Origin of the sequence: Flavihumibacter stibioxidans (assembly GCF_014332695.1) — a bacterium.
Lineage (GTDB): Bacteria > Bacteroidota > Bacteroidia > Chitinophagales > Chitinophagaceae > Flavihumibacter > Flavihumibacter stibioxidans.
On sequence record NZ_MBUA01000023.1, the window covers coordinates 68,464 to 89,745 of the forward strand.

The following is a 21,282-nucleotide window of genomic DNA, read 5'->3' on the forward strand; positions in this document are numbered from 1 at the left end:
AACGAAAACAAACATGAAAAGAAGAATTTTATATATGGCGGTAGCGGCTGGAGTCCTGCAATTAACCGCCTGCAAAAAGGAAGACCTGGAACCGGTGCCAACCAATGTAATTTCGGAGCTTTCCGCATTTGACACCGAACTAAGAATCCGCGGACAGGTAAATGGTTTATATGCAACCATTAAGAATGCCGGTATGTACGGCGGACGGTACCAGATATTCAATGATATCCGTGGCGGCGATTTTCAGAATGACCGTACCAACGTGGTAACCGGTTTCGATGTATGGAATTATACACCCAGTAACAGTTCAGGCAACTCGGTTCAGGCACTTTGGAACCGGGCATACTATGCCATCAACCTGGTCAATGTTTTCCTGGAAGGCATGGAGAACAAGGGTACTGCTGTTGTGGGTGATGCAATTTCCAAAAACCTGCAGGGCGAAGCCCGTTTCGTAAGGGCACTCAGCTATTATGCCATGCTGCAGCTTTATGCCCGCCCCTATTGGGATGGTAACGGCAGTAAACCCGGTTTACCTCTGCGTTTGACAGCCAATACCGGTTCCGGTAATTATGACCTGGCACGCAGCACGGTTGCTGAAGTGTATGCACAGATCCTGGAAGACCTGAATTATGCTGAGCAAAATCTTCCCGAAGCATACAGCAAACCCGAACTGAACACTACAAGGGCCCACAAGAATACAGCCATTGCTTTCAAAACAAGGGTTTATCTCAGTATGCAGAAATATGGCGAGGTGATTACAGAGGCCAATAAGATCGTGAGTGCCGATGCGCCTTTCAAAGCTAGTACGGGTATTGCACACCAGCTTCAGGCAAACTATGCCACCTTATTCAGCAATTATACCACCACGGAGTCTATTTTATCCATGCCCTTTTCAGACGTAGAAGCACCGGGTACCCAGAACCAATTGGGCTACTATTATGGTTCTTCTGCCATGAACGGTGGTAATGGCGAGTATTCCCTCCTGTCTACAGGTATTATTGCCAATACAGGCTGGAAGGAGACAGATGCAAGAAGAGCATTTATTGTAACATCAGGTTCAAAAAAATACCTTAACAAATATCCCAGGCCAACTCCTTTTACAGACTGGGCCCCGGTTATGAGGTATTCAGAAGTATTGCTGAACCTGGCTGAAGCTATTACCCGTTCAACCAATACCGTGGATGCACGTGCACTGGCGCTGCTGAACGCCGTTCGCCAGCGTTCCGATGCTACCACCACTTTCACTGCGGGCGATTTTGCCGATGCGGCAGCCCTGGCAGATGCCATCCTTACTGAGCGCAGGATCGAATTCCTGGGTGAAGGTCTTGCTGGTGCCGATCTGACCAGGCTGGGACTGCCCCTGCCTGCCAAGCCGGGTGTAACAGCCATCCAGCCCACCCAGCAGGAATATATCTGGCCGATCTCTTCAACAGAGTTGTTGCTGAACAAGCTTTGTGAGGATAACTAACCAGTTTCTGAACTAACATTCATAATAAAAGAGGCCACCTTTCCGGTGGCCTCTTTTATTATTTACATTGCTTTAACAACACAATCGCATATTAATATATACACATATAACATACAATATATTATTTTTACTGCTTTTTATTTCATTTATACCGTTTTTTATCAGCTATTTTACAACCTTGGTGTTTTTATTTTGTTAAGGAATTCCAGTCAGGTTGTTAATATGTAGAATTCGACCCCCAAAATGGCAAATTATGAGTATCTGGTTAAGCAAATCCCTGCATGGGCAACACGCACTTGCGCCTCCAATTGTAGCATTCCAAATTATTTCAGAGAAACTTTAATGCAGCAATTTCCTGAAAATCCTGTCTTTAGTTTACCCCCTATTCTTAAATAAAAACACACAAGTAAATGAGAAAAGCTCTATGCATGTTACTGTGCATAATTGTCCTGACAGGGCAGTTATTTGCACAGACCCGCACCATTACTGGTCGGGTTACGGATGCCGAAGGCCAACCAGTGGCCAATGCATCTGTGGTGGTTAAAGGAACCTCAACCGGAACTACTACCAAAGACGATGGAACATATTCCATCACAATCCCAGCAGATGCCCGTATCCTCGTCATTTCCGGAATCGGTTATGCCGATCTGGAACAGCGGATTGGCGCAGGTAACATCATCAACGTAGCGATGACATCTTCCGATAAAGCTTTACAGGAAGTTGTAGTAGTAGGTTATGGTACGCAGAAAAAAGCCGACCTGACAGGTGCTATTGCCACAGTAAAAGGACCGGAATTGGAAAACCGTCCATTTACTTCAGTGGATAAGGCCCTCCAGGGTATGGTTCCCGGTCTTCAGTCAGTTTCAGCTTCCGGTGCACCAGGTGCCAACCAGGCTATCCTTATTCGTGGAGTAAGTTCAATCACAGCCAGCAACTCTCCTCTTTGGGTAATTGATGGCGTACCCATTAACTCAGGAGATGCCTCCCGTTTGCAGACTTCAGCTAACCTGCTGAGCACCCTGAACCCCAATGATATTGAAAGCATTTCTGTATTGAAAGATGCGGCTTCTCAGTCTATCTACGGAAGCCGCGCTGCCAATGGGGTAATCATTGTTACTACCAAAAAAGGTAAGTCAGGAAAAACAAAGTTCAGGTTTGATACAGAAATCGGTCAGAGTGAGATTGCCTACAAAAATGATCGTTACAGGCCACTGACAGCAGAAGAATATTTTACAGTTGCGCGTGAAGGACTGGTCAATGTTGGAAGTACCAACGTTGATGGTGTATTGGCAGGACGCGGTTTTGGAAATGGTGTTGATTTCAATTGGTATGATGCCATTACCAGGAAAGCCGACCAACGCCAGTACAACTTCAGCATGTCAGGCGGTACAGATAAAACTACCTTCTATTTCTCAGCCGGACATTTCTTCCAGGAGGGTACCACCATTAACTCTCAGCTGAAAAGAAATAACGGAAATATCCGCCTCACACACAAAGCCACAGATCGTCTTACTTTCAACATCAACATCAATGCCGGTCACGTTAGCCAGCGCGCTCCTTTAGCCGGAGGTGCTTTCGGCAACCCGGTACTGTCTGCCTACTTCCTGTTGCCTTCCCGTGCAGCTACCAATGCTGACGGATCATGGAACTACAGTGTGGGTGGCCTGCACAACACAGTTGCCCTGTCTGAAATCGACAAGCGATACCTCCGCCAGACAAGTCTGAGGGGAAGCGGTACTATGGAATACAAGATCCTCGACAACCTGAGGTTCAAGTCTTCCTATGGTACAGATTATAATCTCCTGGAAGAAGACCAGTACAACAACCCCTTCCACGGTGATGGTGTTGCGTCAGGTGGTCGCGCTTTCGCTTATTATACCCGTTATTTCAACTGGGTATGGACCAATACACTGGATTTGCAACAGGATCTGACCCGTAACGGCGACCTGTCAATGAATGCCCAGGTTGGTTATGAGAGTCAGAAAAGCCAGGGTTATTTTAACAGCACCCAGGCCCAGGATTTTCCTCCAACCCTGCGCCTGACTTATCCTGCAGTAGGTGCAAGGCCAACAACTGCAAGTGCCAGCATTTCAGACTATACTTTCGTTTCACAGTTTGGTTCTGTTAACTTCAACTATCAAAACAAGTATGTGTTATCAGGAAGTTTCCGTCGTGATGGTGCTTCCAGGTTTGGTGCTAATAACAGGTATGGTAATTTCTGGTCAGTGGGTGGTTCCTGGAATGTTGACCAGGAAAACTTCATGAAGAACGTTGATTTCATCACCCAGTTGAAACTCCGGGCATCCTACGGTGTAAACGGTAATGCCGGTATCGGAAACTATGACTGGTTGCCGCTTTATGGTTATGGCAACAACTACAACCAGGCGCCTGGTAGTGCTCCTTCCAACGTAGGCGATTCCAGCCTGACCTGGGAACTAAACAAACCCTTTAACGTCGGTCTGGATGTAAGTGTTTTAAAAAGCCGCCTGAATGTAAGCGTTGATTATTATATCAGGAAATCAGAAGACCTGCTGCTGAATGTTCCCCTTTCTGCCACTACAGGATTCACCAGTGCAACAAGGAACATTGGCGCTATGGAGAATAAGGGGATTGAACTGGCTGTTAATGCCATTCCCGTTAAATCTGCAAATTTCAGCTGGATAGTTGACTTCAACCTGGCTTCTAACAGAAATAAGGTGACCAGCCTGCCAGGTGGCAGCGATATTGCCGACCCTAATACTGGTCTTCAACTGATCCGCCAGGGCGAAAGCATCAAATCCTATTATCTCAGGGAGTGGGCAGGTGTTGACCCCGCCAATGGCGACCCTCTGTGGTACACAGACAATACGCACGCAGCAACAACAAACGTTTATCCCGGTGCAGGTGCCAGGACAATTGTTGGAAATGCCCTGCCAAAGTATTTTGGTTCCCTGAACAACAGCTTCAGATACAAGGATTTCTCCCTGGATGTACAGCTTTACTACAACTTCGGCAACTATGTATATGATACATGGGGCAGCTATTATGTTGGTGCCGGATTTGGCGCAGCCTTCCAGAAAGTGGCCAGGGTACTTGATCGCTGGCAACAACCCGGTGACGTCACCGATATTCCAAAGTATGTTGAAGGCGGTAACAAAAATTTCCAAAGTGCTTCTACTTTCTTCATGAACCAGGGTGATTTCATCAGGCTCAGGAACCTGCAACTTGGATATGACCTGTCGAAACTGGTTTCGTCAAAACTGAAAATCACAAGTGCTATGTTCTATGTTCGTGGCACCAATCTGTTCACATGGGTGAAGGATAAGAACCTGGCCTTCGATCCTGAGCAGGGAACGTCCAGCACAACCAACCTGAACGTGTTCATTCCAAAAACCATAACAGCAGGCGTAAACATTAGTTTCTAATCATTAAACAAGTAATAATGACAAAGTCTATATATCGTGGGTTGCTGTTATTAACCATTTCTGCAACCACTTTCACATCTTGCAAAAAGGATTTCCTTGAATTAGATCCCCCGACTTCACTTACCCCGGACCAGGCCCTTGGAACTGAACAGGATCTTCAGGTTGCTCTGCGTGGTGCCTATGCAGGCCTCAGGACAGGTGCTGGTGGATTTGCTGCCGATTATTTTGGCAGAACGGTTCCGGTCCTTGGAGATATCATGGCCGATAACACTTACCAGCATAGCGTTAATACTAACAGGTACACACTGTTTAATAATTATTCAGCGAATGCTGCTGATGGAAATGCAACAGGTCTCTGGCGTTCCGCGTACCAGGCAATCCTGAGGGCAAACAACGTCATCAACTCCAGTCTGGCTGCCAATGCAAACATTAACCAATACAAAGGAGAAGCTTATGCAATCAGAGCACTTAGTTATTTCACACTGGTGCGCTATTTTGCCAGGCCTTATACTGATAACCCGGCCGGACTGGGCGTTCCGCTGGTTACCACTTATGATGCTAACCTGAAACCAGCCAGAAATACGGTTAGTGAAGTGTATGCTTTGATCCTTTCAGATCTGAACAATGCCTATACTTTGATGACCAAGTATACCAATTCATCTCAATTCAGCAAGTATGCTGCAAAAGCACTGGAAGCAAAAGTATATCTGACTATGGGAGATTACGCCAATGCGAAAACTTCCGCAATGGACGTAATTAACAATGGAGGATTCACAGACCTTACCGCTGCCGCACACGCCAGCTATTGGGCAAATGCCGGTATCACCACTAACAAGCAGGAAACCATTTTTGAGGTTTCATTTGATGCGGTTGGGAACGTAGGATTTGACGGTCTTTCCTATATCTACAGTCAGAATGGTAACTATGGCGACCTGGTAGTTTCCGATGACCTCTATGCCCTGTTTGGTGAAACCGATGTAAGACGCAACCTCTACCCGGTTGTTGCAAGACCTGCATCTTCTTCCATCAAAATCCCGACTGTTGACAAATACCCTGTTTTCACCGGGGATGTCAACAATACCAAAGTACTCAGGCTGAGTGAAATGCACCTGATCGTGGCAGAAGCTTCGGCAGCGACAAACGAAGACGAAGCCCGCCAGTACCTCAATTATGTTACCAGCAGAAGAGGTGCAGCTGAAATAACCTCTACAGGCGCTCAACTCTTTGAAGACATCATCACCGAAAGAAGGAAAGAATTGGCAATGGAAGGTGACCGCTACATGGACCTGATGCGTTTAAAGAGACCTGTCGTTCGTAGTACCAACTACCCTGCAGATGCAAGGAATGTACCCTACTCCAACTTCAGGAGGATCCTTCCGATTCCTCAATCTGAAATTGATGCCAACGAGAACATCCGTCCGCAGCAGAATCCGGAGTATTAATTCATTGTTTTATTAAACAGTTAAAAAGAGGGTTGAAAATATTTTCAACCCTCTTTTTTTATATATTCCATATATGAAAAAGATTTTTGTCATCCTATTTATTCTTAAGATCAGCAGCATCGGCCTTCGAGCCCAGGACCAGGTCTTACATGACCCGGTTTCATCCCGTGTTTTTAACTCGCAAAATTATTCTTCCATCAGCGGCTCTCCGTTTTTGAGTGAAGACTGGATGAACGGAGATGTGACCGTTAAATCAGGCACCTACAAAAATATCCTGTTAAAATACGATGCCTACGCAGGACAACTTTATTTTGAGAAGGATGAAAATGCATACCAGTTTGCAGAACCGGTACTGGCTTTTGTTCTGAAACCTGACCTCGCAAAACCTGCCACATACCAGTATTTTAAAAAGTTACCTGCCGGTAGCAATACCAGTCAGGAAATATTTGTGCAGGTGCTGCAGGAAGGCCGCCTCAGCTTTTACAAAGAGCCTGTGAAGATAGTTTCTGATATAAACAGGATCAATGAAGGAGTGGTAAAAACCTTTACCAATTCATCCCGTTATTTTCTCTCCAAAAAAGGGCAGATCAGCCAGTTTGCACTTGGTAAAAAAGAACTGCCAGATCAGTTCAGCGATAGATCAAAAGAAACAGATTCCTTCATTAAAGAACATAAAATCTCTTTAAGAAAGGAATCTGATTTTATTAAACTGGTTCAGTTCTATAACAGCCTTGCGCAGTGATTATTTCAACACCTCCGTCAACTTGTTTTCAAGGTCAAATCCACGCAGGTTTTCGGCAATGATGGTTCCCTGCGGGTCAATCAGCACATTGTAAGGGATGCCTTCAAAACCATATACTTTCACAGACTCACTGTCCCAGTACTTAAGGTCACTCATATGTGACCAACTGAGTTTGTCAGCAGCGATGGCTTTTAACCAGGGTTCCTTTTCCTTATCGAGCGATACACCCAGGATCGTAAAATTCTTACTCCTGAATTTGTCATAGGCACGCACCACGTTCGGGTTTTCCTGACGACAGGGCCCGCACCAGCTGGCCCAGAAATCCACCAGCACATACCTGCCCCTGAAATCCGCAATGGAGACATTCTTTCCACCCGGATCCGCCATGGTCAGGTTTGGTGCAGGCTTTCCAACCAGGCTTTTGGCAGCCCGCTGCTTTTCCATTTCGGCTACCTGTGCCTGTTGCTGATCATAGGTTTGCTTCAGGTTTTTCAACATGCCATGCTCCGGAAATTTTTTCATCACATTGTTCATCACAGTTTCAAATTCAGCCTTCGGCAATACCTGGGAAGAAAGACCCAGTGAAAACAGGCTTACAGAGGGACTTTTGGCATTGTTGATAAAGTCCTTCATATAAGTAGTCAACGAGGCAATGGATGAATTTTTCCTATCAGTCATTGCCAGTACCAGGCTGTCTGAAGCGCCAACCTGTTTCAGGCTGTCGAGCGATGCAAATACCCCATTGATTTCCTGGCTGCGGTCGCTGTATTGCTGTATAAAATCCTGTAACTGCTTGCTGCCTTCCGATCCCTGCACAGTGTAATACCTTTCCTTTTTCGACATGTCCAGCTCCACCTTAATGTTATCAGCATCATTCACCAGCAATAATACCGGACCATTCTCTACCGCCACCTGGTAAATACCTTCCTCTTTTGCCTTGCCTTCCAGTTCTATCTTTCCCTTTGCCTCTGCTACAGTGGCAGAATCAAGTATCACCGGCGCACCTTCTCCCCCAAATGGAATTTCTTCCAGAACCATACGCCGCTTTTCCATGGGCGCAAGTTTATCGGCATTGATGTAGTTTACAGAAACGGAAAAATCTCCGCCGGAACCTTTATCCTTGCAGCCTACGCCCAACAGGGTAACCACCAGGCCTGTTACCAGCATTTTCTTAGTTGTCATTCTATTGCTTTGATGTATTGAATTATTATTGATTAAGTTTTTGTTCCAGTAAACTGGTGGTTAGTTTGGGATCTGCCTTGCCCTTCGATATTTTTTTCACTTCGCCCATAAATAAGCCAATCAGTCCCTTCTTGCCTTTTTTATATTCCGCTACCTTTTCCGGCATCTTAGACAGGACTTCACTTACCCAGGCTTCGATTTCAGTTTCGCCGGCATTCTGTAACAGGTTCAGGCCGGCAGCGAGTTGCAGGGGATCCGCACCGGGCTGTTCCAGTATTTTTGGCAATAATCTCGATGATGCCGATGAAAAACTGATTTGTCCGGATGCTACCAGTTCCACCAGTTTCGCCAGTTGAGAGGGTGAGAGTACAAATGAATCGAGGCTGGCATTGTTTTCATTCAACCAGGCTTTTACCGGTCCCAATAACCAGTTGGACACAGATTTATATTGTTGCGTATGCTCCAGTACCGATTCAAAATACCGGACCATTTCTTTTTCTTCGCTTAATAACCTGGCGTCGTATGGAGGCAACTGGTAATCCTTCATATACCGCGCCTGTACGGCTTCAGGCAATTCAGGCATGGCAGCCCGAATAGCAGCAAGCCTTTCTTCCGTCACCAGGAAAGGAGGCAGGTCAGGATCAGGAAAATACCTGTAATCATTTGCTTCCTCTTTGCTCCGGAGGGCAAAAGTGGTTCCATTTTCGGCATCAAAACTCCGGGTCTGCTGAATGATTTTTTCGCCGCTTTCAGCCATTTCCATCATACGCTTCGCCTCAAACTCAATGGCCCGCTTTACGTTGCGGATAGAGTTCAGGTTCTTTACCTCCACCTTGGTGCCCAACTTTTTATCGCCCCTGGGCCGGATGGAAATATTGGCGTCACAACGCATGCTGCCCTCCTCCATATTGCCATCACAGATTCCCAGGAACCTGACAAGCTTGCGGATTTCAGTAACATAGGCATAGGCCTCATCAGCACTATAGAGATCAGGGTCCGATACAATTTCCACCAGCGGAACACCGGCCCTGTTGTGGTCAATGGCAGTTTTTTCCCCGTGCGCATCGTGAATGCTTTTTCCTGCATCCTCTTCCAGGTGGATATGATGCAGTTTTACCACCCTTTCCTTTCCACCGGTCTGTATTTTGACCCCGCCACCCTGGCAGATATTATTGATATGCTGGGAAGTCTGATAGCCCTTGGGGAGATCGGGATAGAAATAATGCTTGCGGGCAAACCAGTTTACCCGGCTGATCTCGCAGTTACAGGCCAGACCCATACGCACGGCAAACTCAACGGCCTCCCGGTTCAGCATGGGAAGGGTTCCCGGGTAAGCCAGGGTAATGGGACTGATATGTGTATTGGGATCGCCACCAAATGTAGCAGAATCACCACAAAATAGCTTGGTCTGGGTCATTAGCTGGGCATGCACCTCGAGGCCAATCACCAGCTCATATTTCTCCTGGAGTACCTCCATCCTTGTTCCGGTTGTTTCCATACAGCACAAATGTACCCCATTGAGAGGAAAGGAGAAACAGCGAATGACTCATTCACCATCACAGTTCCGCTGTCCTCAGCCTGCGCGGCACCTTGATCTCGGTCTGCTGTTCTTTATTGTCGCGTTTGTATGTCAGGGGCATGGCGCTTTTTTTCGCCTCTCGGGCTGCCCTGGAAATTTCCACCAACTCATTCACACTGTTTATTTCCTTTCCATCAAAAGAAGTAATGATATCCCCATCCCTGATTCCTGCCTTTTCAGCTGCAGATCCCTCGTCCACTTCAATCACTTTTACCCCTTTGCCCTCTTCGGTGTCCTGCGCTTTGATACCCAGCTTAGGCTGGCCGGAAGGATTGAACCTGAAATCGAAATTCTCATTCCTGAAACCTTCCGGTGGAAATTGACCACGCTCCAGTTCCTGCAGGAATGGCATTCTGTCCAGTGATATCGCCATTTGCATCTTTGCAAGGGTGGCAGTAAGCCTGTTATCCTTCCCATCGCGCTTATAGGTGATCGTTACCTTGTCTCCGGGTTTGTGCTTTTTGACGGCTTTACTCAGTTCATCAGGGCTGCCGATAGATTCATCATCCACCTTTGTGATGATATCCCCTGCTTTCAGTCCCGCCTTCTCAGCCGCACTACCCCCGGTAACTTCGGTAATGACTACGCCTTTGTCAGCCTTCTCTGAAGCCACCCCCAGGAAGGCCTTGTCTTCCATCGTAAATTCAAAGTCCTGATCTCCGTTGTTCTTCCACTCGAATGTGCCATCCTGGAAAGGAGAACGCGGCGTGCGCGGAATGGCCATCCTCATGGTATTACCATCACGGATAATGATATTTCTCTTGAGGATGGCAACCCTGTCATCCTCAAATTCTGCCAGGGGCTTGCCGTTCACTTCAATCTTATCATCCTTGATAACAATGGAGAGTTTGATGTCCTTATCGCCCTTTGGCCCTTTGGAACCTTTATCCCCTTTCGGTCCCTTGGTTTCAATTTCAAAAATGTGATCACCCTTACGCTTGATAATGATCTGGTCATATTCGCCGAGGGCTTCGGTTTTCTTTTCTTTTTCCTGGGCCCGGACAACAGTTGTTCCGAGGGAAAGCAAGGCCATGCCAAGGGCCGGAACTAAAATTTTTTTCATATTGATTATCATTTACGTCAGTTTTCGTAGATCAAATATAGGGGAAGTTTTTGAAGTACGAAATATTTCGGAAATGTTAAACTACTGCCTTCACCGCATCAATAACCGCTGACAGTCTGCCTGCATCCTGGCCGCCTGCAGTTGCAAGGTTCTTCTGGCCGCCACCGCCACCTTTGATCAGCGGGGCAACGGTCTCCCTGATAATTTTACTGGCATCCAGTCCTTTGGCGGACACCACAGAATCAGAGATGCCTATCGCCACAAAAGGCTTTCCGCCAATATTTGCACAGAGCACAGCCACATAATCGTTGAGGTTATTCCTGAGGTCGAAACATAGCTTTTTCAGTGCATCCGCATTGCTTACTTCCACAATATCCCCAACGAAAGTGATGCCGTTGATGATCTCATCTTTCTGCAGCAATTCATTGCGTATACCCACAAGTGCCCGGTTCTCCAGGCTCTCGATATGTTTCTTCAGGGACGCATTTTCAGCCAGGGTATTGTCAATCGCCTTCAGGAGTTCCCGCGGATTTTTCAGGGATTCCTTTACCGACTGCAGCAAGGACAACTGATCATTCAGCCAGGTTTCCGCAGATGCACCACTTACGGCTTCCACCCTGCGCACACCGGCTGCCACCGCAGATTCACTGGTGATCCTGAAAAATCCAAGCTCACCGGTAGCCACCACATGGGTGCCGCCGCATAGTTCAATGGAATAAGACTGATCCATTATCACAACCCGCACTTTATCGCCATATTTTTCGCCGAAAAGGGCCATGGCACCCATCGCAATGGCTGCTTCCCTGTCCATTTCCCGGATCTGTACCTTAATATTCTGACGGATCTTTTCGTTCACTATCCTTTCGATCCTGCTGATCTCTTCATCGGTCACCTTGGCAAAATGCGAGAAATCAAATCGCAGGTATTCGTCGTTCACGAGCGAACCTTTCTGTGCCACATGGACGCCAAGCACTTCACGCAGTGCGGCGTGTAACAAGTGGGTGGCAGAATGGTGCACTTCTGTATTCGTTCTTTTTACGCGGTTAACTTTGGCTGTTACAATACCGCTGATATTAACAGGCAGTTTTTCCACGAAATGAATGATCAGGTCGTTTTCCTTTTTGGTATCTACCACTGTGACTTCCTCCCCTTCAAACATCAGCACCCCGGTATCTCCCACCTGGCCACCACTTTCAGCATAAAAAGGGGTGACAGCCAGCACCAGCTGGTAGGCTTCTTTCCCCTTAGCCTTCACCTTACGGTATTTCATCACCCTGCTCTCAATCTCAAGGCTGTCGTATCCTACAAAAGACATCAGTCCTGTCTCATTCAACACTACCCAGTCTTCTGTATCAACAGCTGTTGCCGCGCGGCTCCGGTCTTTCTGTTGCTGCATTTCCTTTTCAAAACCAGACTCATCCACCTGCAGGTTGTTCTCCCTGGCTATGAGCCGTGTGAGGTCGATCGGGAATCCATAAGTGTCATAGAGTTCAAATGCCGCGCTACCTTGTATTGTGGTGTTATTGGCGGCATTTGCCCCCTGTATAATATCATCAATTTTTTTCAATCCTTTATCCAATGTACGAAGGAACGCGTCTTCTTCTTCCCGCACCACTTTGCTCACAAAATCAATCTGCTGCTGCAATTCGGAGAATACATGTTCAAACTGTTTTGCGAGTACCGGCATCAGTTGAAACAGCAGTGGCTGTTTGTAATCAAGGTAGGAATAGTAATAACGTACGGCCCTGCGCAGGATGCGGCGGATTACATAACCAGCACCCGTATTCGAAGGAAGCTGTCCGTCTGCAATGGTAAACCCTATGGCCCTGATATGGTCGGCAATTACGCGGAAAGCGATATCCGACCGGGAATCGCTGTAGCCATATTTCTGGTGGGTAATTTTTTCAGTGGCGGCGATGGTTCCGCTGAACACATCGGTATCATAGTTGGATGACTTGCCCTGGAGCACACGAACCAGTCGCTCCAGTCCCATTCCGGTATCCACGTGTTTGGCCGGCAAAGGCTGCAGGCTTCCGTCCTTCATCCGGTTAAACTGGATGAATACATTGTTCCAGATCTCAATCACCTGCGGATGGTCATTGTTCACCAGCGTTTTACCATCGGTGGAGCCACGTTCTTCATCCGTGCGGCAGTCAACATGTATCTCAGTACAGGGGCCGCATGGACCGGTATCGCCCATCTCCCAGAAATTGTCTTTTTTATTACCCATCAGGATACGGTCTTCAGCGATCCATTTTTTCCATTCCCCGAAAGCTTCCTCATCCTTAGGCAGGTTCTCTTTTTCATCGCCCTCAAAAACGGTTACGTATATGCGATCCACCGGAATCTGGTACACTTTTGTCAGCAGCTCCCAGCTCCATTCAATGGCTTCCTTCTTGAAATAATCACCAAAGCTCCAGTTACCCAGCATTTCAAACATGGTGTGGTGATAGGTATCCACCCCAACTTCTTCCAGGTCATTGTGCTTGCCACTTACCCTTAAACATTTCTGGGTATCTGCCACACGGGAACTGGCTGATAATTTATTGCCCAGGAAAAAATCCTTGAACTGGTTCATGCCCGCATTGGTGAATAATAAAGTGGGATCATTTTTAACCACAATCGGGGCCGATGGCACAATTGCATGGCCTTTTGATGCGAAAAAATCGAGGAACTGTTGTCTTATCTCAGCACTTGTAAGCATATTTCGGAATGATTCTTGAGTAAAATTGGGCCTTCGCCTGCTATATTTGTAACCAGCCGGTGAAAGTGGTGCAAAGCTAAGGAAATGGGCTGTGCATGGATATATGAAAAAAATCAAATATTACTATAACCCCAATACCCTCCGGTACGAAAAACTGGAAACGCCGCTCAGGGTGAAACTGCTTCGTGCCCTGGGTTTTATAGCCGGCTCCCTGGTGACTGCCCTGATCATTGTATCCATCGCTTTCCAATACCTCGATTCCCCCAAAGAAAAGATCCTTCGGCAGAACTATGAAAAAGCGCGCGAGAATTATGAAGTACTGAGCAGCCATGTGAACAAGCTGCAAAGCCAGATGATCGAACTGGAGAAGCGCGACAATGAAGTGTACAGGTCCATTTTTGAAGCCAGCCCCATTCCCGACAGTGCCCGGGTGAAGGAAATGGAAAAGCAGAAAGAGATCCAGCTGGTGCAGACCATGGATGCCGACGCGCTTTACACCGATGTGGTGGGTACCATTAATAACCTGATCCAGCGGGTAGCCTATCAGAACAAGTCATACGATGATATTGAAGGCTTTATAAAAAACAAAGAGATTCTCCTGGCGGCCACCCCTGCCATCCAGCCGGTCAGCAACAAAGACCTGAACCGGATCGCTTCCGGATTCGGTTACCGCATCGACCCGGTGTACAAAACGGTGAAAATGCATGCGGGACTCGATTTTGCCGCGCCCCAGGGAACGCCGATCTATGCTACGGCCAATGGAACCGTAAAACTGGCCGGCAATACTGGTAACGGATATGGTAATCATGTAATCATTAACCATGGTTACGGTTATGAAAGCCTTTATGGTCATATGTTCAAAATCAAAGCCCGGTCCGGCCAGCGCCTGAAAAGGGGAGAGATTATCGGTTATGTGGGCAGTACCGGAAAATCAACCGGGCCGCACCTCCATTATGAAGTACATAAAAACGGGAAAAGACTTGATCCGGTGTACTTCTTCTATAACGACCTTTCACCGGAACAATATGACAGGCTGCTGAAAATGGCGGCTTCGAGCAACCAAAGCTTTGACTAATCCCTGCCTGCCCCGTATCTTTAGACCCGGATATGAAACCAAACCAGCAGATTAGCATGAATTTTGGCTTCGAAGAGCCTGAAGCGCCGCCCACCAGCGAAGGAAAGGTCGCGGACAGGCCCCTTCAGGTTACGGAAAAGCCCCTTCAGTCCACTGAAAATCCACATAAGGCTGCTGTCATCCCTGCTCCGGTAAGGGTACCTGTAACGGATGAGGAAACGGTTTTGACTATCCGCAAAAAGCCGGGACGCAAACAAAAGGAAAAGGTCTGGAAATCTGCCACACCCGGAAAAAGAGGGCGCAAATCATTGAAGGATATTGCCGCGGAGGCCGACCTCATTGAGATACCCGAAGATGCCATCCTGTTTGGCAAACAGTATTATTCTATCGGTGAAGTGGCCAATATGTTCCGGATGAACCCATCCCTGATCCGTACCTGGACCAACGAATTTGAAGGCATGCTGCAACCCAGGAAAAACAGGAAGGGCGACCGGTTCTACCGCCCCGATGACGTTAAATTCCTGCACCTGATCTACCACCTGATCCGCGTGCGCAAGTTCACCCTCGAAGGCGCCAGGGAGCACCTGAAAGGCCAGAAGAAAAAAACGGAAAACCAGTTTGCCGTCATCCAGTCCCTCCAGCAGTTCAAAACCTTTCTGCTCGAGCTAAAGGCTAACCTCTGACCTCCTTCACCACCACCTCCTTCACTTCACCGGCAAGTTCAACCTGTAAGGACTCCAGCAGGCGCAAAACCTCCAGGTTTATCGTTTGTTTCAACTGGTTGAATTCCGAAATTGGAATCATGGCGGTATAATACTCCACATGAATGATAAACGCATTCGCAGTTATGTCACTCAGGAAGGCGACATAGGATTCAATAGCAGGATGACTCAGTATGTTCTTTATCCCTGCGATGGTATGATCCAGCTTTACCGGGGATGTCTGAAGCGAGAGTTCCAGTTTGAGATCCCCTCTTCTTTGGGTACGCAGGGTCAGGTTGTCCATGATACTGTCGACCATCTGTTTGTTGGGCACTGTAACAAAGGTCTTCTGGTCAGTTCTTAAGCGAGTACTCCTCAATCCGATTTTTTCGATCGTCCCGGTTATACTCTGCACCTTCACCAGGTCACCTACATGAAAAGGTTTGTCAAAGAAAATGATAAATGATGCGATAAGGTTTTCCAGGCTTTCGCGCGCCGCCAGGGCGAGGGCACCTGCAACGATACTGAGTCCTGCCAGGTAGGTGGTAATGTCTTTGTTAAAAGAAAAACGGATCACCAGTAATATGCCGAGGATTATCAGGAGTGCCTTGAAAAAATCCTTGAAAAAAACCACCATCTGATTATCGGCCTGGTCGGCTGTAAGGTTGGCCTTCTGTTCCATCAGCATGGCTATAAAATCTATAATACGGCGAAGCAGCCAGATAAAAGTGATCACAAATAACCCCTTTGCTACACTGTCAACGATACGCCTGAAACTGATATGGTAAATTTCAAAATCGATCTGGTGCGGGAATTTCAGTTTGTCCAGCGCGATCATGGTGATGGTTACGATCAGGAAGACCTGCATTGGCTGAAACACCAGTTCCACAAAGGATTTCTGGTCAATTTTCCAGGAACTGTGTTTGATGAGTTTAAACAAGACCCGCGAAATGAAACGCGATAGTATTCTTTTCAGCAAGATGACCAGCAGAATGGTGCCAAAACAAATAATATAAGCCTGAATGGTATTATCAAAAAATTCGTACTGCAATATGCCGTTCATGGTTCCTACTGATTTGATAAGGTATAAATATGCAAAACGCCATCTCTCAGAACATACAGGTGATCCATTGACAACTGAATCTTCTTTGCTCCTTTCAGTAATTCGCCCAGCTCCTGTTCTTTAAGGTCAAGTGTTCCGGTTGTATAACTTTCAAGCTGTTCTCCTTTCCGTCCTATAAATCGGTTTCCGATCACCTGCACATCCGTCCATCCCAGCAATGCAACCTTATTCCTTAATGTCCCGAAATAATCGAGTACATACAGGCCTTTTTCCGGATCATACAGGTAAACCGAACGGTCTGCATCCGTGATGGCAACAGGCGAAGGTGCTGCCTCAAAAAGTATCCTGAAATCAACCGTTTCACTGATTACCGTGCCATGATCGTCGAGCCGTTTGAGCTTTCCATCCAGCTCATCATAAACCCAAACCCCATTGTCGAATGATTGCGCAATCGTCTTTGCCTGAAGGATATTATGCTGCCGCAGGTCAATGGTATTCCGCTGGTTCAAAAACCTGTCCAGCACGACAATCGTGCCGAAATCTTTGTAAAAAAGCAGAACTTTTAACGGATTCGACACATCTATTGAATACAGTTTGCCGAAACGCCTGATATCATTAAATACCGCCACGGAATCACCCCGGGGTGATAATTTTTTCAGTTGACCATTCTGGTGATGGAGGTACACATATCCCAGGTTATCCACTGCAAAACCTGCAAGGTCTGACCCGATACTTTTTTGTGGCAGGATGGTATCAATACGGAGGGATGAAGGCCGCGCCATTACAGCAAAGTTAAAAAGCAGGATCAGGATAGTGAACGCGATTCTCATGGCTTATGATATTGAAGCTGCAGGTTCACCCCATCAAAAACGGCATAGGAATCATAGCGCAGCCAGTCACCCAGGTTGATATACCTGCTGCCGCCTGGCAAGGCAAAATCAATGGGAAGATGCCTGTGTCCGAACACAAAATAATCGTATTTCTTTTGCTGTAATTTCTCTTTGCAATAGATGATCAGCCATTCATTTTCCTCACCCATGAATTTCTCATCAGCCTGCCCGGTTGCCGCCCTGCTCTTTCGGCTGAGCCAATTGGCCAGCCCCATACCAATGGTGGGGTGAATGGCACCAAAGAGCCAGCGGGAAATGGAATTCCTGAAAACTTTCTTTATGAACTTATATCCATGATCTCCGGGACCCAGTCCATCGCCATGCCCCACCAGGAATTCCCTGCCATTATACGTAAAGCTTTGCTCATCAAAATACACCGGAATATTCAGTTCTTTTTCGAAATAGCCCTTCATCCACATATCATGGTTACCTACAAAAAAGTGTAGCTGGATTCCTTTATCGGAGAGGGCTGCCATCTTGCCCAGTATTCTCACATAACCTTTCGGCACCACCGTTTTGTATTCATACCAGAAATCAAAAAGGTCGCCCACAATAAAAATCGAGGCTGCGTCTTTTTCAATTTCATCCAGGAAGGCGACTATGCGCTTTTCTCTTTCCAGGCTGCGCTCATAATCGGGCGCCCCCAGGTGGAAATCAGACAGGAAATATATTTTTTTACCGGCCTCCAGTTGCATGGCAGCAAATATAGGCAGGGAGATGGAAAGGTGTCTGACATCTTTTGTCAGACGAAAGATGTCAGACACCTCCTTCCGGGGGTTAGCGTTTGCCGAGGTATTGCAGGATATCGCCGGATGCTACCAGGGGTTTGCCACTGGTATCGCCGTTATACCAATAGATCCAGGCTTCTGTTTTTTGGCCATCGGGAAGCAGTATTTCAGCCCTTTCCCGGCGGTACAACTGTTCTTCCCCCACTTCGGGGTGAATGCCTTCATAATCATCCAGCTGGCCCATGGCCCAGTCAAATTCATCCACTTCCTTAATGCGGTAAAGTTCACCCACAATCGTAGCCTCCGTATCAGCTGGAATCGCAGCCGGGTATTCACCCATATCATAGATCAATCCTTTAACCCGGGCATCTGATACAAAATCAAAATATCGGCTGATGTATTCGTAGGCCGGGCTCAGGAATCCCCTGCGCAGGGAACCGTAAACGAATAGCTGGTAGGATGGGGAAAGCATTGATGGTGAATGGTGAATGGTGAATGGGGGTGTTATTTGTCCAGGAGGAACAAATATACTTCTTTCGGTCCGTGAACTCCTACTACCAGGGTCTTTTCAATATCGGCAGTACGGCTGGGTCCGGAGGCAAATGTGATCATTGAGGGCAGTGCCCCGCCATATTTTTCCTTCACCTGCTTAAGTCCGTCACGGATATCATACACCAGCTGATCTGTAGTGGCTATACAGATATGTACCGGCGCGTACACACTGGTAGTGCGTCCGCTTTCCTGCGCGGAACTCATCACAATGGTACCCGTTCGCGCAACCAGGTACTCACAGGTAGTAATACTGGCTTCACAGGCAGCGAGCTCGGAAGGATCTCCGTTCTCACCGGTCAACTCTTTCATCCCAATAGCAGCCAGTTGCTCCCTCAGGGTCTTTTCCCTGCAATACACCTGCTTCCAGCCAGTTTGGCGGAACAGAAGCTCAAGTTGCCCGGCAAGCTCCTGCTCATCCAGGCAAAATACAAACTTGCCCTGCAGTTTGGTAAATGCCTGTGCAAACAACATTTCGAGATCATCTGCTGGCGGGTGAAAAACCGACTGGTTCCCTTCACTTGCAGGAAAAGGAATAGGCGTTGAGTCACTCAACGCCTTCCTGATCTTCTTCAGAATATTCTCTTTTGAAGTGGATATGTTCATATTCTACTTATACGATAGATGGAGTTTCCTCTACGTCCAGGGTCTTCTTCTCTTCATAGGGACGCTTCCCGATCAGATGTTCTACATCACTCTGGAAAAGCACTTCCTTGTCAAGCAGTTTTTCTGCCAGTATTTCCACCTGCATTTTCTTCTCTGACAGCAATTGCCTGGTGCGATCGTAGGCGCCATCAATCAGTTTCCTTACTTCTTCGTCTATAATCCGGGAGGTCTCTTCAGAATAAGGCTTCGTGAAGGAGTTCTCCTGCTGGGGATCATAGAAGCTTACATTACCTACTTTATCGTTCATACCATATACGGTAACCATCGAATAGGCCATACGCGTGATCTGCTGCAGGTCGTTTTGCGCCCCGGTAGAAATCTTGCCGAAGAAAATATCTTCAGCCGCCCTTCCGCCCAGTGTCATACATATCTGGTCCATCAGCTGGTCAGTATTGTAGAGGTATTGCTCCTTGGGTGTATACTGCGCATAACCGAGAGCGGCAGTTCCCCTCGGAACAATGGTCACTTTCAGCAGCGGGTAGGCATGCTCGAGATACCAGCCACAGATCGCGTGACCTGCTTCATGGTATGCGATGATTTTCTTCTCATCCGGGGAGATGATTTTGTTCTTTTTCTCCAGACCACCAATCACCCTGTCTACTGCATCCTGGAAATCAGACATATCAACGGCTTCCTTTCCCTTACGGGCAGCAATAAGCGCAGCTTCGTTACAAACGTTGGCTATATCGGCACCTGCAAAACCTGGTGTTTGTTCTGCCAGTTTATGGATGTCAACGTGCTCGGAAACCTTGATCGGCTTGAGATGCACTTTGAAAATAGCTTCACGTCCCTTCACATCGGGTTTGTCGATGGAAATCTGGCGGTCGAAACGGCCTGGGCGCAGCAGGGCGCTGTCCAGCACATCCGGCCGGTTGGTAGCAGCCAGCACAATGATGCCACTCTCGCCGCTGAATCCATCCATTTCCACCAGTAACTGGTTGAGGGTGCTTTCCCTTTCGTCATTGCTCATGATGGCATTCTTTCCACGGGCACGGCCAATGGCATCAATCTCATCAATGAAGATGATACAGGGTGCTTTTTCACGGGCCTGTTTGAACAGGTCACGCACCCGGCTTGCACCCACGCCCACGAACATTTCCACGAAATCTGAACCGCTCAGGCTGAAGAAGGGCACCTGCGCCTCACCTGCAACGGCTTTGGCCAGCAATGTCTTACCCGTTCCCGGAGGTCCGACCAGCAAAGCTCCTTTCGGAATCTTACCGCCCAGGTTGGTGTATTTTTTTGGATTTTTCAGGAAGTCAACGATCTCCATCACTTCCACCTTGGCTTCATCAAGCCCCGCCACATCATTGAAAGTGATATTCACCTTGGTTCCCTTATCAAAAAGCTGAGCCTTGGATTTGCCGATGTTGAAAATTCCACCCGGACCGGCACCACCGCCGGCGCCACCGCCCATCTTACGCATCAGTAACACCCAGATCAGTACAATGATAAAAATGGGCAGTACAAACTGGAAGATCGGCGCAAGCCAGTCTCCCTCCGTATCATCGATACGCGGAACCTCCTTTATTTCAGGATTCTTGGTATAAAAATCCCTCAGGTCGTCGGTGAAAATCTCAGGTTTGGCGATAGTGAACTCAAACTGCGGCCCCTTGTCAGCGGCAGCGTTGAATCCTTTCGGAAGCTTATCCTGGTAAAATGGTTTCTTTAAACTATCGGGCTTGATGTATACACGAACCAGGTTTTTATTGCTGATCAGGATGATTTTCTCCACATCTCCCTTTGATAACATTTCTGTCTTGAACACATCGAAATTAATCCTGCGGGCATCCGGTGCAAAAGAGCTGAACAGGTTGAATCCCAGCAGGATCACGGCCAGCGCACCCCAAATCCAGTAAATATTGAATTTAGGTCCGCGGCGCGGATCATTTCCACCTCCCTCAGGCCTCGGTCTCATCCGGTTCAATCCACCCCTGTCATTTGACTTGAAATCTTCTTGTGACATATTGTATTTGACTATAAAGAATTACTAATGCTTATTGCGCCCTTTTGTTCGAAACAAGCT

16 protein-coding genes are annotated in these 21,282 nt (G+C 47.4%); 6 read left to right on the forward strand and 10 right to left on the reverse strand.

Features of this window, described 5'->3' with window-relative positions:
- Nucleotides 1–13: 13 nt before the first annotated feature.
- The 4 genes from BC349_RS11640 to BC349_RS11655 all read left to right on the forward strand — a co-directional run bounded on the left by BC349_RS11640 (nucleotide 14) and on the right by BC349_RS11655 (nucleotide 7,056).
- A complete protein-coding gene (locus BC349_RS11640) occupies nucleotides 14–1,468 on the forward strand; it encodes a RagB/SusD family nutrient uptake outer membrane protein (RefSeq protein WP_187256944.1) in 1,455 nt (484 codons plus the stop codon).
- Nucleotides 1,469–1,896: 428 nt separating this feature from the next.
- Nucleotides 1,897–4,872, forward strand: a complete 2,976-nt coding sequence (locus BC349_RS11645; protein WP_187256945.1) for a SusC/RagA family TonB-linked outer membrane protein — start codon at nucleotides 1,897–1,899, stop codon at nucleotides 4,870–4,872.
- A 17-nt stretch (nucleotides 4,873–4,889) separates the two neighbouring features.
- Entirely contained in the window at nucleotides 4,890–6,314 is a 1,425-nt protein-coding gene (locus BC349_RS11650) for a RagB/SusD family nutrient uptake outer membrane protein (RefSeq protein ID WP_187256946.1), read from the forward strand.
- 73 nt (nucleotides 6,315–6,387) lie between these two features.
- Entirely contained in the window at nucleotides 6,388–7,056 is a 669-nt protein-coding gene (locus BC349_RS11655) for a hypothetical protein (RefSeq protein ID WP_187256947.1), read from the forward strand.
- Here the strand turns inward: BC349_RS11655 and BC349_RS11660 are convergent, their stop codons facing one another.
- From BC349_RS11660 to alaS, 4 genes are all read right to left on the reverse strand, one after another.
- The gene (locus tag BC349_RS11660; RefSeq protein ID WP_246456926.1) at nucleotides 7,057–8,238 is read right to left on the reverse strand and encodes a TlpA disulfide reductase family protein; all 1,182 of its coding nucleotides are present in this window, start codon (nucleotides 8,236–8,238) and stop codon (nucleotides 7,057–7,059) included. It lies immediately after the preceding gene.
- A 25-nt stretch (nucleotides 8,239–8,263) separates the two neighbouring features.
- Nucleotides 8,264–9,736, reverse strand: a complete 1,473-nt coding sequence (gene gatB / locus BC349_RS11665) for an Asp-tRNA(Asn)/Glu-tRNA(Gln) amidotransferase subunit GatB (RefSeq protein ID WP_246456927.1) — start codon at nucleotides 9,734–9,736, stop codon at nucleotides 8,264–8,266.
- A gap of 58 nt (nucleotides 9,737–9,794) precedes the next feature.
- Nucleotides 9,795–10,880, reverse strand: coding sequence for a PDZ domain-containing protein (locus BC349_RS20110; protein WP_281384572.1), 1,086 nt, complete (start codon nucleotides 10,878–10,880; stop codon nucleotides 9,795–9,797).
- Nucleotides 10,881–10,956: 76 nt separating this feature from the next.
- Nucleotides 10,957–13,584, reverse strand: coding sequence for an alanine--tRNA ligase (gene alaS / locus BC349_RS11675; RefSeq protein ID WP_187256949.1), 2,628 nt, complete (start codon nucleotides 13,582–13,584; stop codon nucleotides 10,957–10,959).
- Between the two features lie 103 nt (nucleotides 13,585–13,687).
- Here alaS and BC349_RS11680 point away from each other — a divergent pair, with 103 nt between their 5' ends.
- The gene (locus BC349_RS11680) at nucleotides 13,688–14,659 is read left to right on the forward strand and encodes a M23 family metallopeptidase (protein WP_187256950.1); all 972 of its coding nucleotides are present in this window, start codon (nucleotides 13,688–13,690) and stop codon (nucleotides 14,657–14,659) included.
- A 32-nt stretch (nucleotides 14,660–14,691) separates the two neighbouring features.
- On the forward strand, nucleotides 14,692–15,342 hold the full coding sequence (locus tag BC349_RS11685) for a MerR family transcriptional regulator (RefSeq protein ID WP_246456928.1): 651 nt from the start codon (nucleotides 14,692–14,694) through the stop codon (nucleotides 15,340–15,342).
- Here BC349_RS11685 and BC349_RS11690 read toward each other — a convergent pair.
- The 6 genes from BC349_RS11690 to ftsH are packed head-to-tail and all read right to left on the reverse strand — an operon-like array spanning nucleotide 15,332 to nucleotide 21,222.
- A complete protein-coding gene (locus BC349_RS11690; protein WP_187256951.1) occupies nucleotides 15,332–16,423 on the reverse strand; it encodes a mechanosensitive ion channel family protein in 1,092 nt (363 codons plus the stop codon). The two genes, BC349_RS11685 and BC349_RS11690, sit on opposite strands and share 11 nt — an antisense overlap.
- A gap of 5 nt (nucleotides 16,424–16,428) precedes the next feature.
- Nucleotides 16,429–17,253, reverse strand: coding sequence for a hypothetical protein (locus BC349_RS11695; RefSeq protein WP_187256952.1), 825 nt, complete (start codon nucleotides 17,251–17,253; stop codon nucleotides 16,429–16,431).
- Nucleotides 17,250–18,077 carry a UDP-2,3-diacylglucosamine diphosphatase gene (locus BC349_RS11700; RefSeq protein WP_343063693.1) on the reverse strand — a complete coding sequence of 276 codons (828 nt, stop codon included), beginning with the start codon at nucleotides 18,075–18,077 and terminating at the stop codon, nucleotides 17,250–17,252. Before BC349_RS11700 ends, BC349_RS11695 begins: the two co-directional genes overlap by 4 nt.
- Before the next feature lie 13 nt (nucleotides 18,078–18,090).
- A complete protein-coding gene (locus tag BC349_RS11705; RefSeq protein WP_187256953.1) occupies nucleotides 18,091–18,513 on the reverse strand; it encodes a gamma-glutamylcyclotransferase family protein in 423 nt (140 codons plus the stop codon).
- 32 nt (nucleotides 18,514–18,545) lie between these two features.
- Entirely contained in the window at nucleotides 18,546–19,196 is a 651-nt protein-coding gene (locus BC349_RS11710; RefSeq protein ID WP_187256954.1) for a LutC/YkgG family protein, read from the reverse strand.
- 7 nt (nucleotides 19,197–19,203) lie between these two features.
- A complete protein-coding gene (gene ftsH / locus BC349_RS11715; RefSeq protein WP_187256955.1) occupies nucleotides 19,204–21,222 on the reverse strand; it encodes an ATP-dependent zinc metalloprotease FtsH in 2,019 nt (672 codons plus the stop codon).
- Nucleotides 21,223–21,282: the final 60 nt, after the last annotated feature.

Excerpts from the sequence above, each read along its gene's own strand:
- ftsH (WP_187256955.1), bottom strand. The coding sequence starts at position 21,222 with ATGTCACAAGAAGATTTCAAGTCAAATGACAGGGGTGGATTGAACCGG.
- BC349_RS11655 (WP_187256947.1), top strand. The coding sequence starts at position 6,388 with ATGAAAAAGATTTTTGTCATCCTATTTATTCTTAAGATCAGCAGCATC.
- BC349_RS11705 (WP_187256953.1), bottom strand. The coding sequence starts at position 18,513 with ATGCTTTCCCCATCCTACCAGCTATTCGTTTACGGTTCCCTGCGCAGG.
- gatB (WP_246456927.1), bottom strand. The coding sequence starts at position 9,736 with ATGGAAACAACCGGAACAAGGATGGAGGTACTCCAGGAGAAATATGAG.
- BC349_RS11640 (WP_187256944.1), top strand. The coding sequence starts at position 14 with ATGAAAAGAAGAATTTTATATATGGCGGTAGCGGCTGGAGTCCTGCAA.
- BC349_RS11690 (WP_187256951.1), bottom strand. The coding sequence starts at position 16,423 with ATGAACGGCATATTGCAGTACGAATTTTTTGATAATACCATTCAGGCT.
- BC349_RS11650 (WP_187256946.1), top strand. The coding sequence starts at position 4,890 with ATGACAAAGTCTATATATCGTGGGTTGCTGTTATTAACCATTTCTGCA.
- BC349_RS11710 (WP_187256954.1), bottom strand. The coding sequence starts at position 19,196 with ATGAACATATCCACTTCAAAAGAGAATATTCTGAAGAAGATCAGGAAG.
- BC349_RS11660 (WP_246456926.1), bottom strand. The coding sequence starts at position 8,238 with ATGACAACTAAGAAAATGCTGGTAACAGGCCTGGTGGTTACCCTGTTG.
- alaS (WP_187256949.1), bottom strand. The coding sequence starts at position 13,584 with ATGCTTACAAGTGCTGAGATAAGACAACAGTTCCTCGATTTTTTCGCA.
- BC349_RS11695 (WP_187256952.1), bottom strand. The coding sequence starts at position 17,253 with ATGAGAATCGCGTTCACTATCCTGATCCTGCTTTTTAACTTTGCTGTA.
- BC349_RS11645 (WP_187256945.1), top strand. The coding sequence starts at position 1,897 with ATGTTACTGTGCATAATTGTCCTGACAGGGCAGTTATTTGCACAGACC.
- BC349_RS20110 (WP_281384572.1), bottom strand. The coding sequence starts at position 10,880 with ATGAAAAAAATTTTAGTTCCGGCCCTTGGCATGGCCTTGCTTTCCCTC.
- BC349_RS11680 (WP_187256950.1), top strand. The coding sequence starts at position 13,688 with ATGAAAAAAATCAAATATTACTATAACCCCAATACCCTCCGGTACGAA.
- BC349_RS11685 (WP_246456928.1), top strand. The coding sequence starts at position 14,692 with ATGAAACCAAACCAGCAGATTAGCATGAATTTTGGCTTCGAAGAGCCT.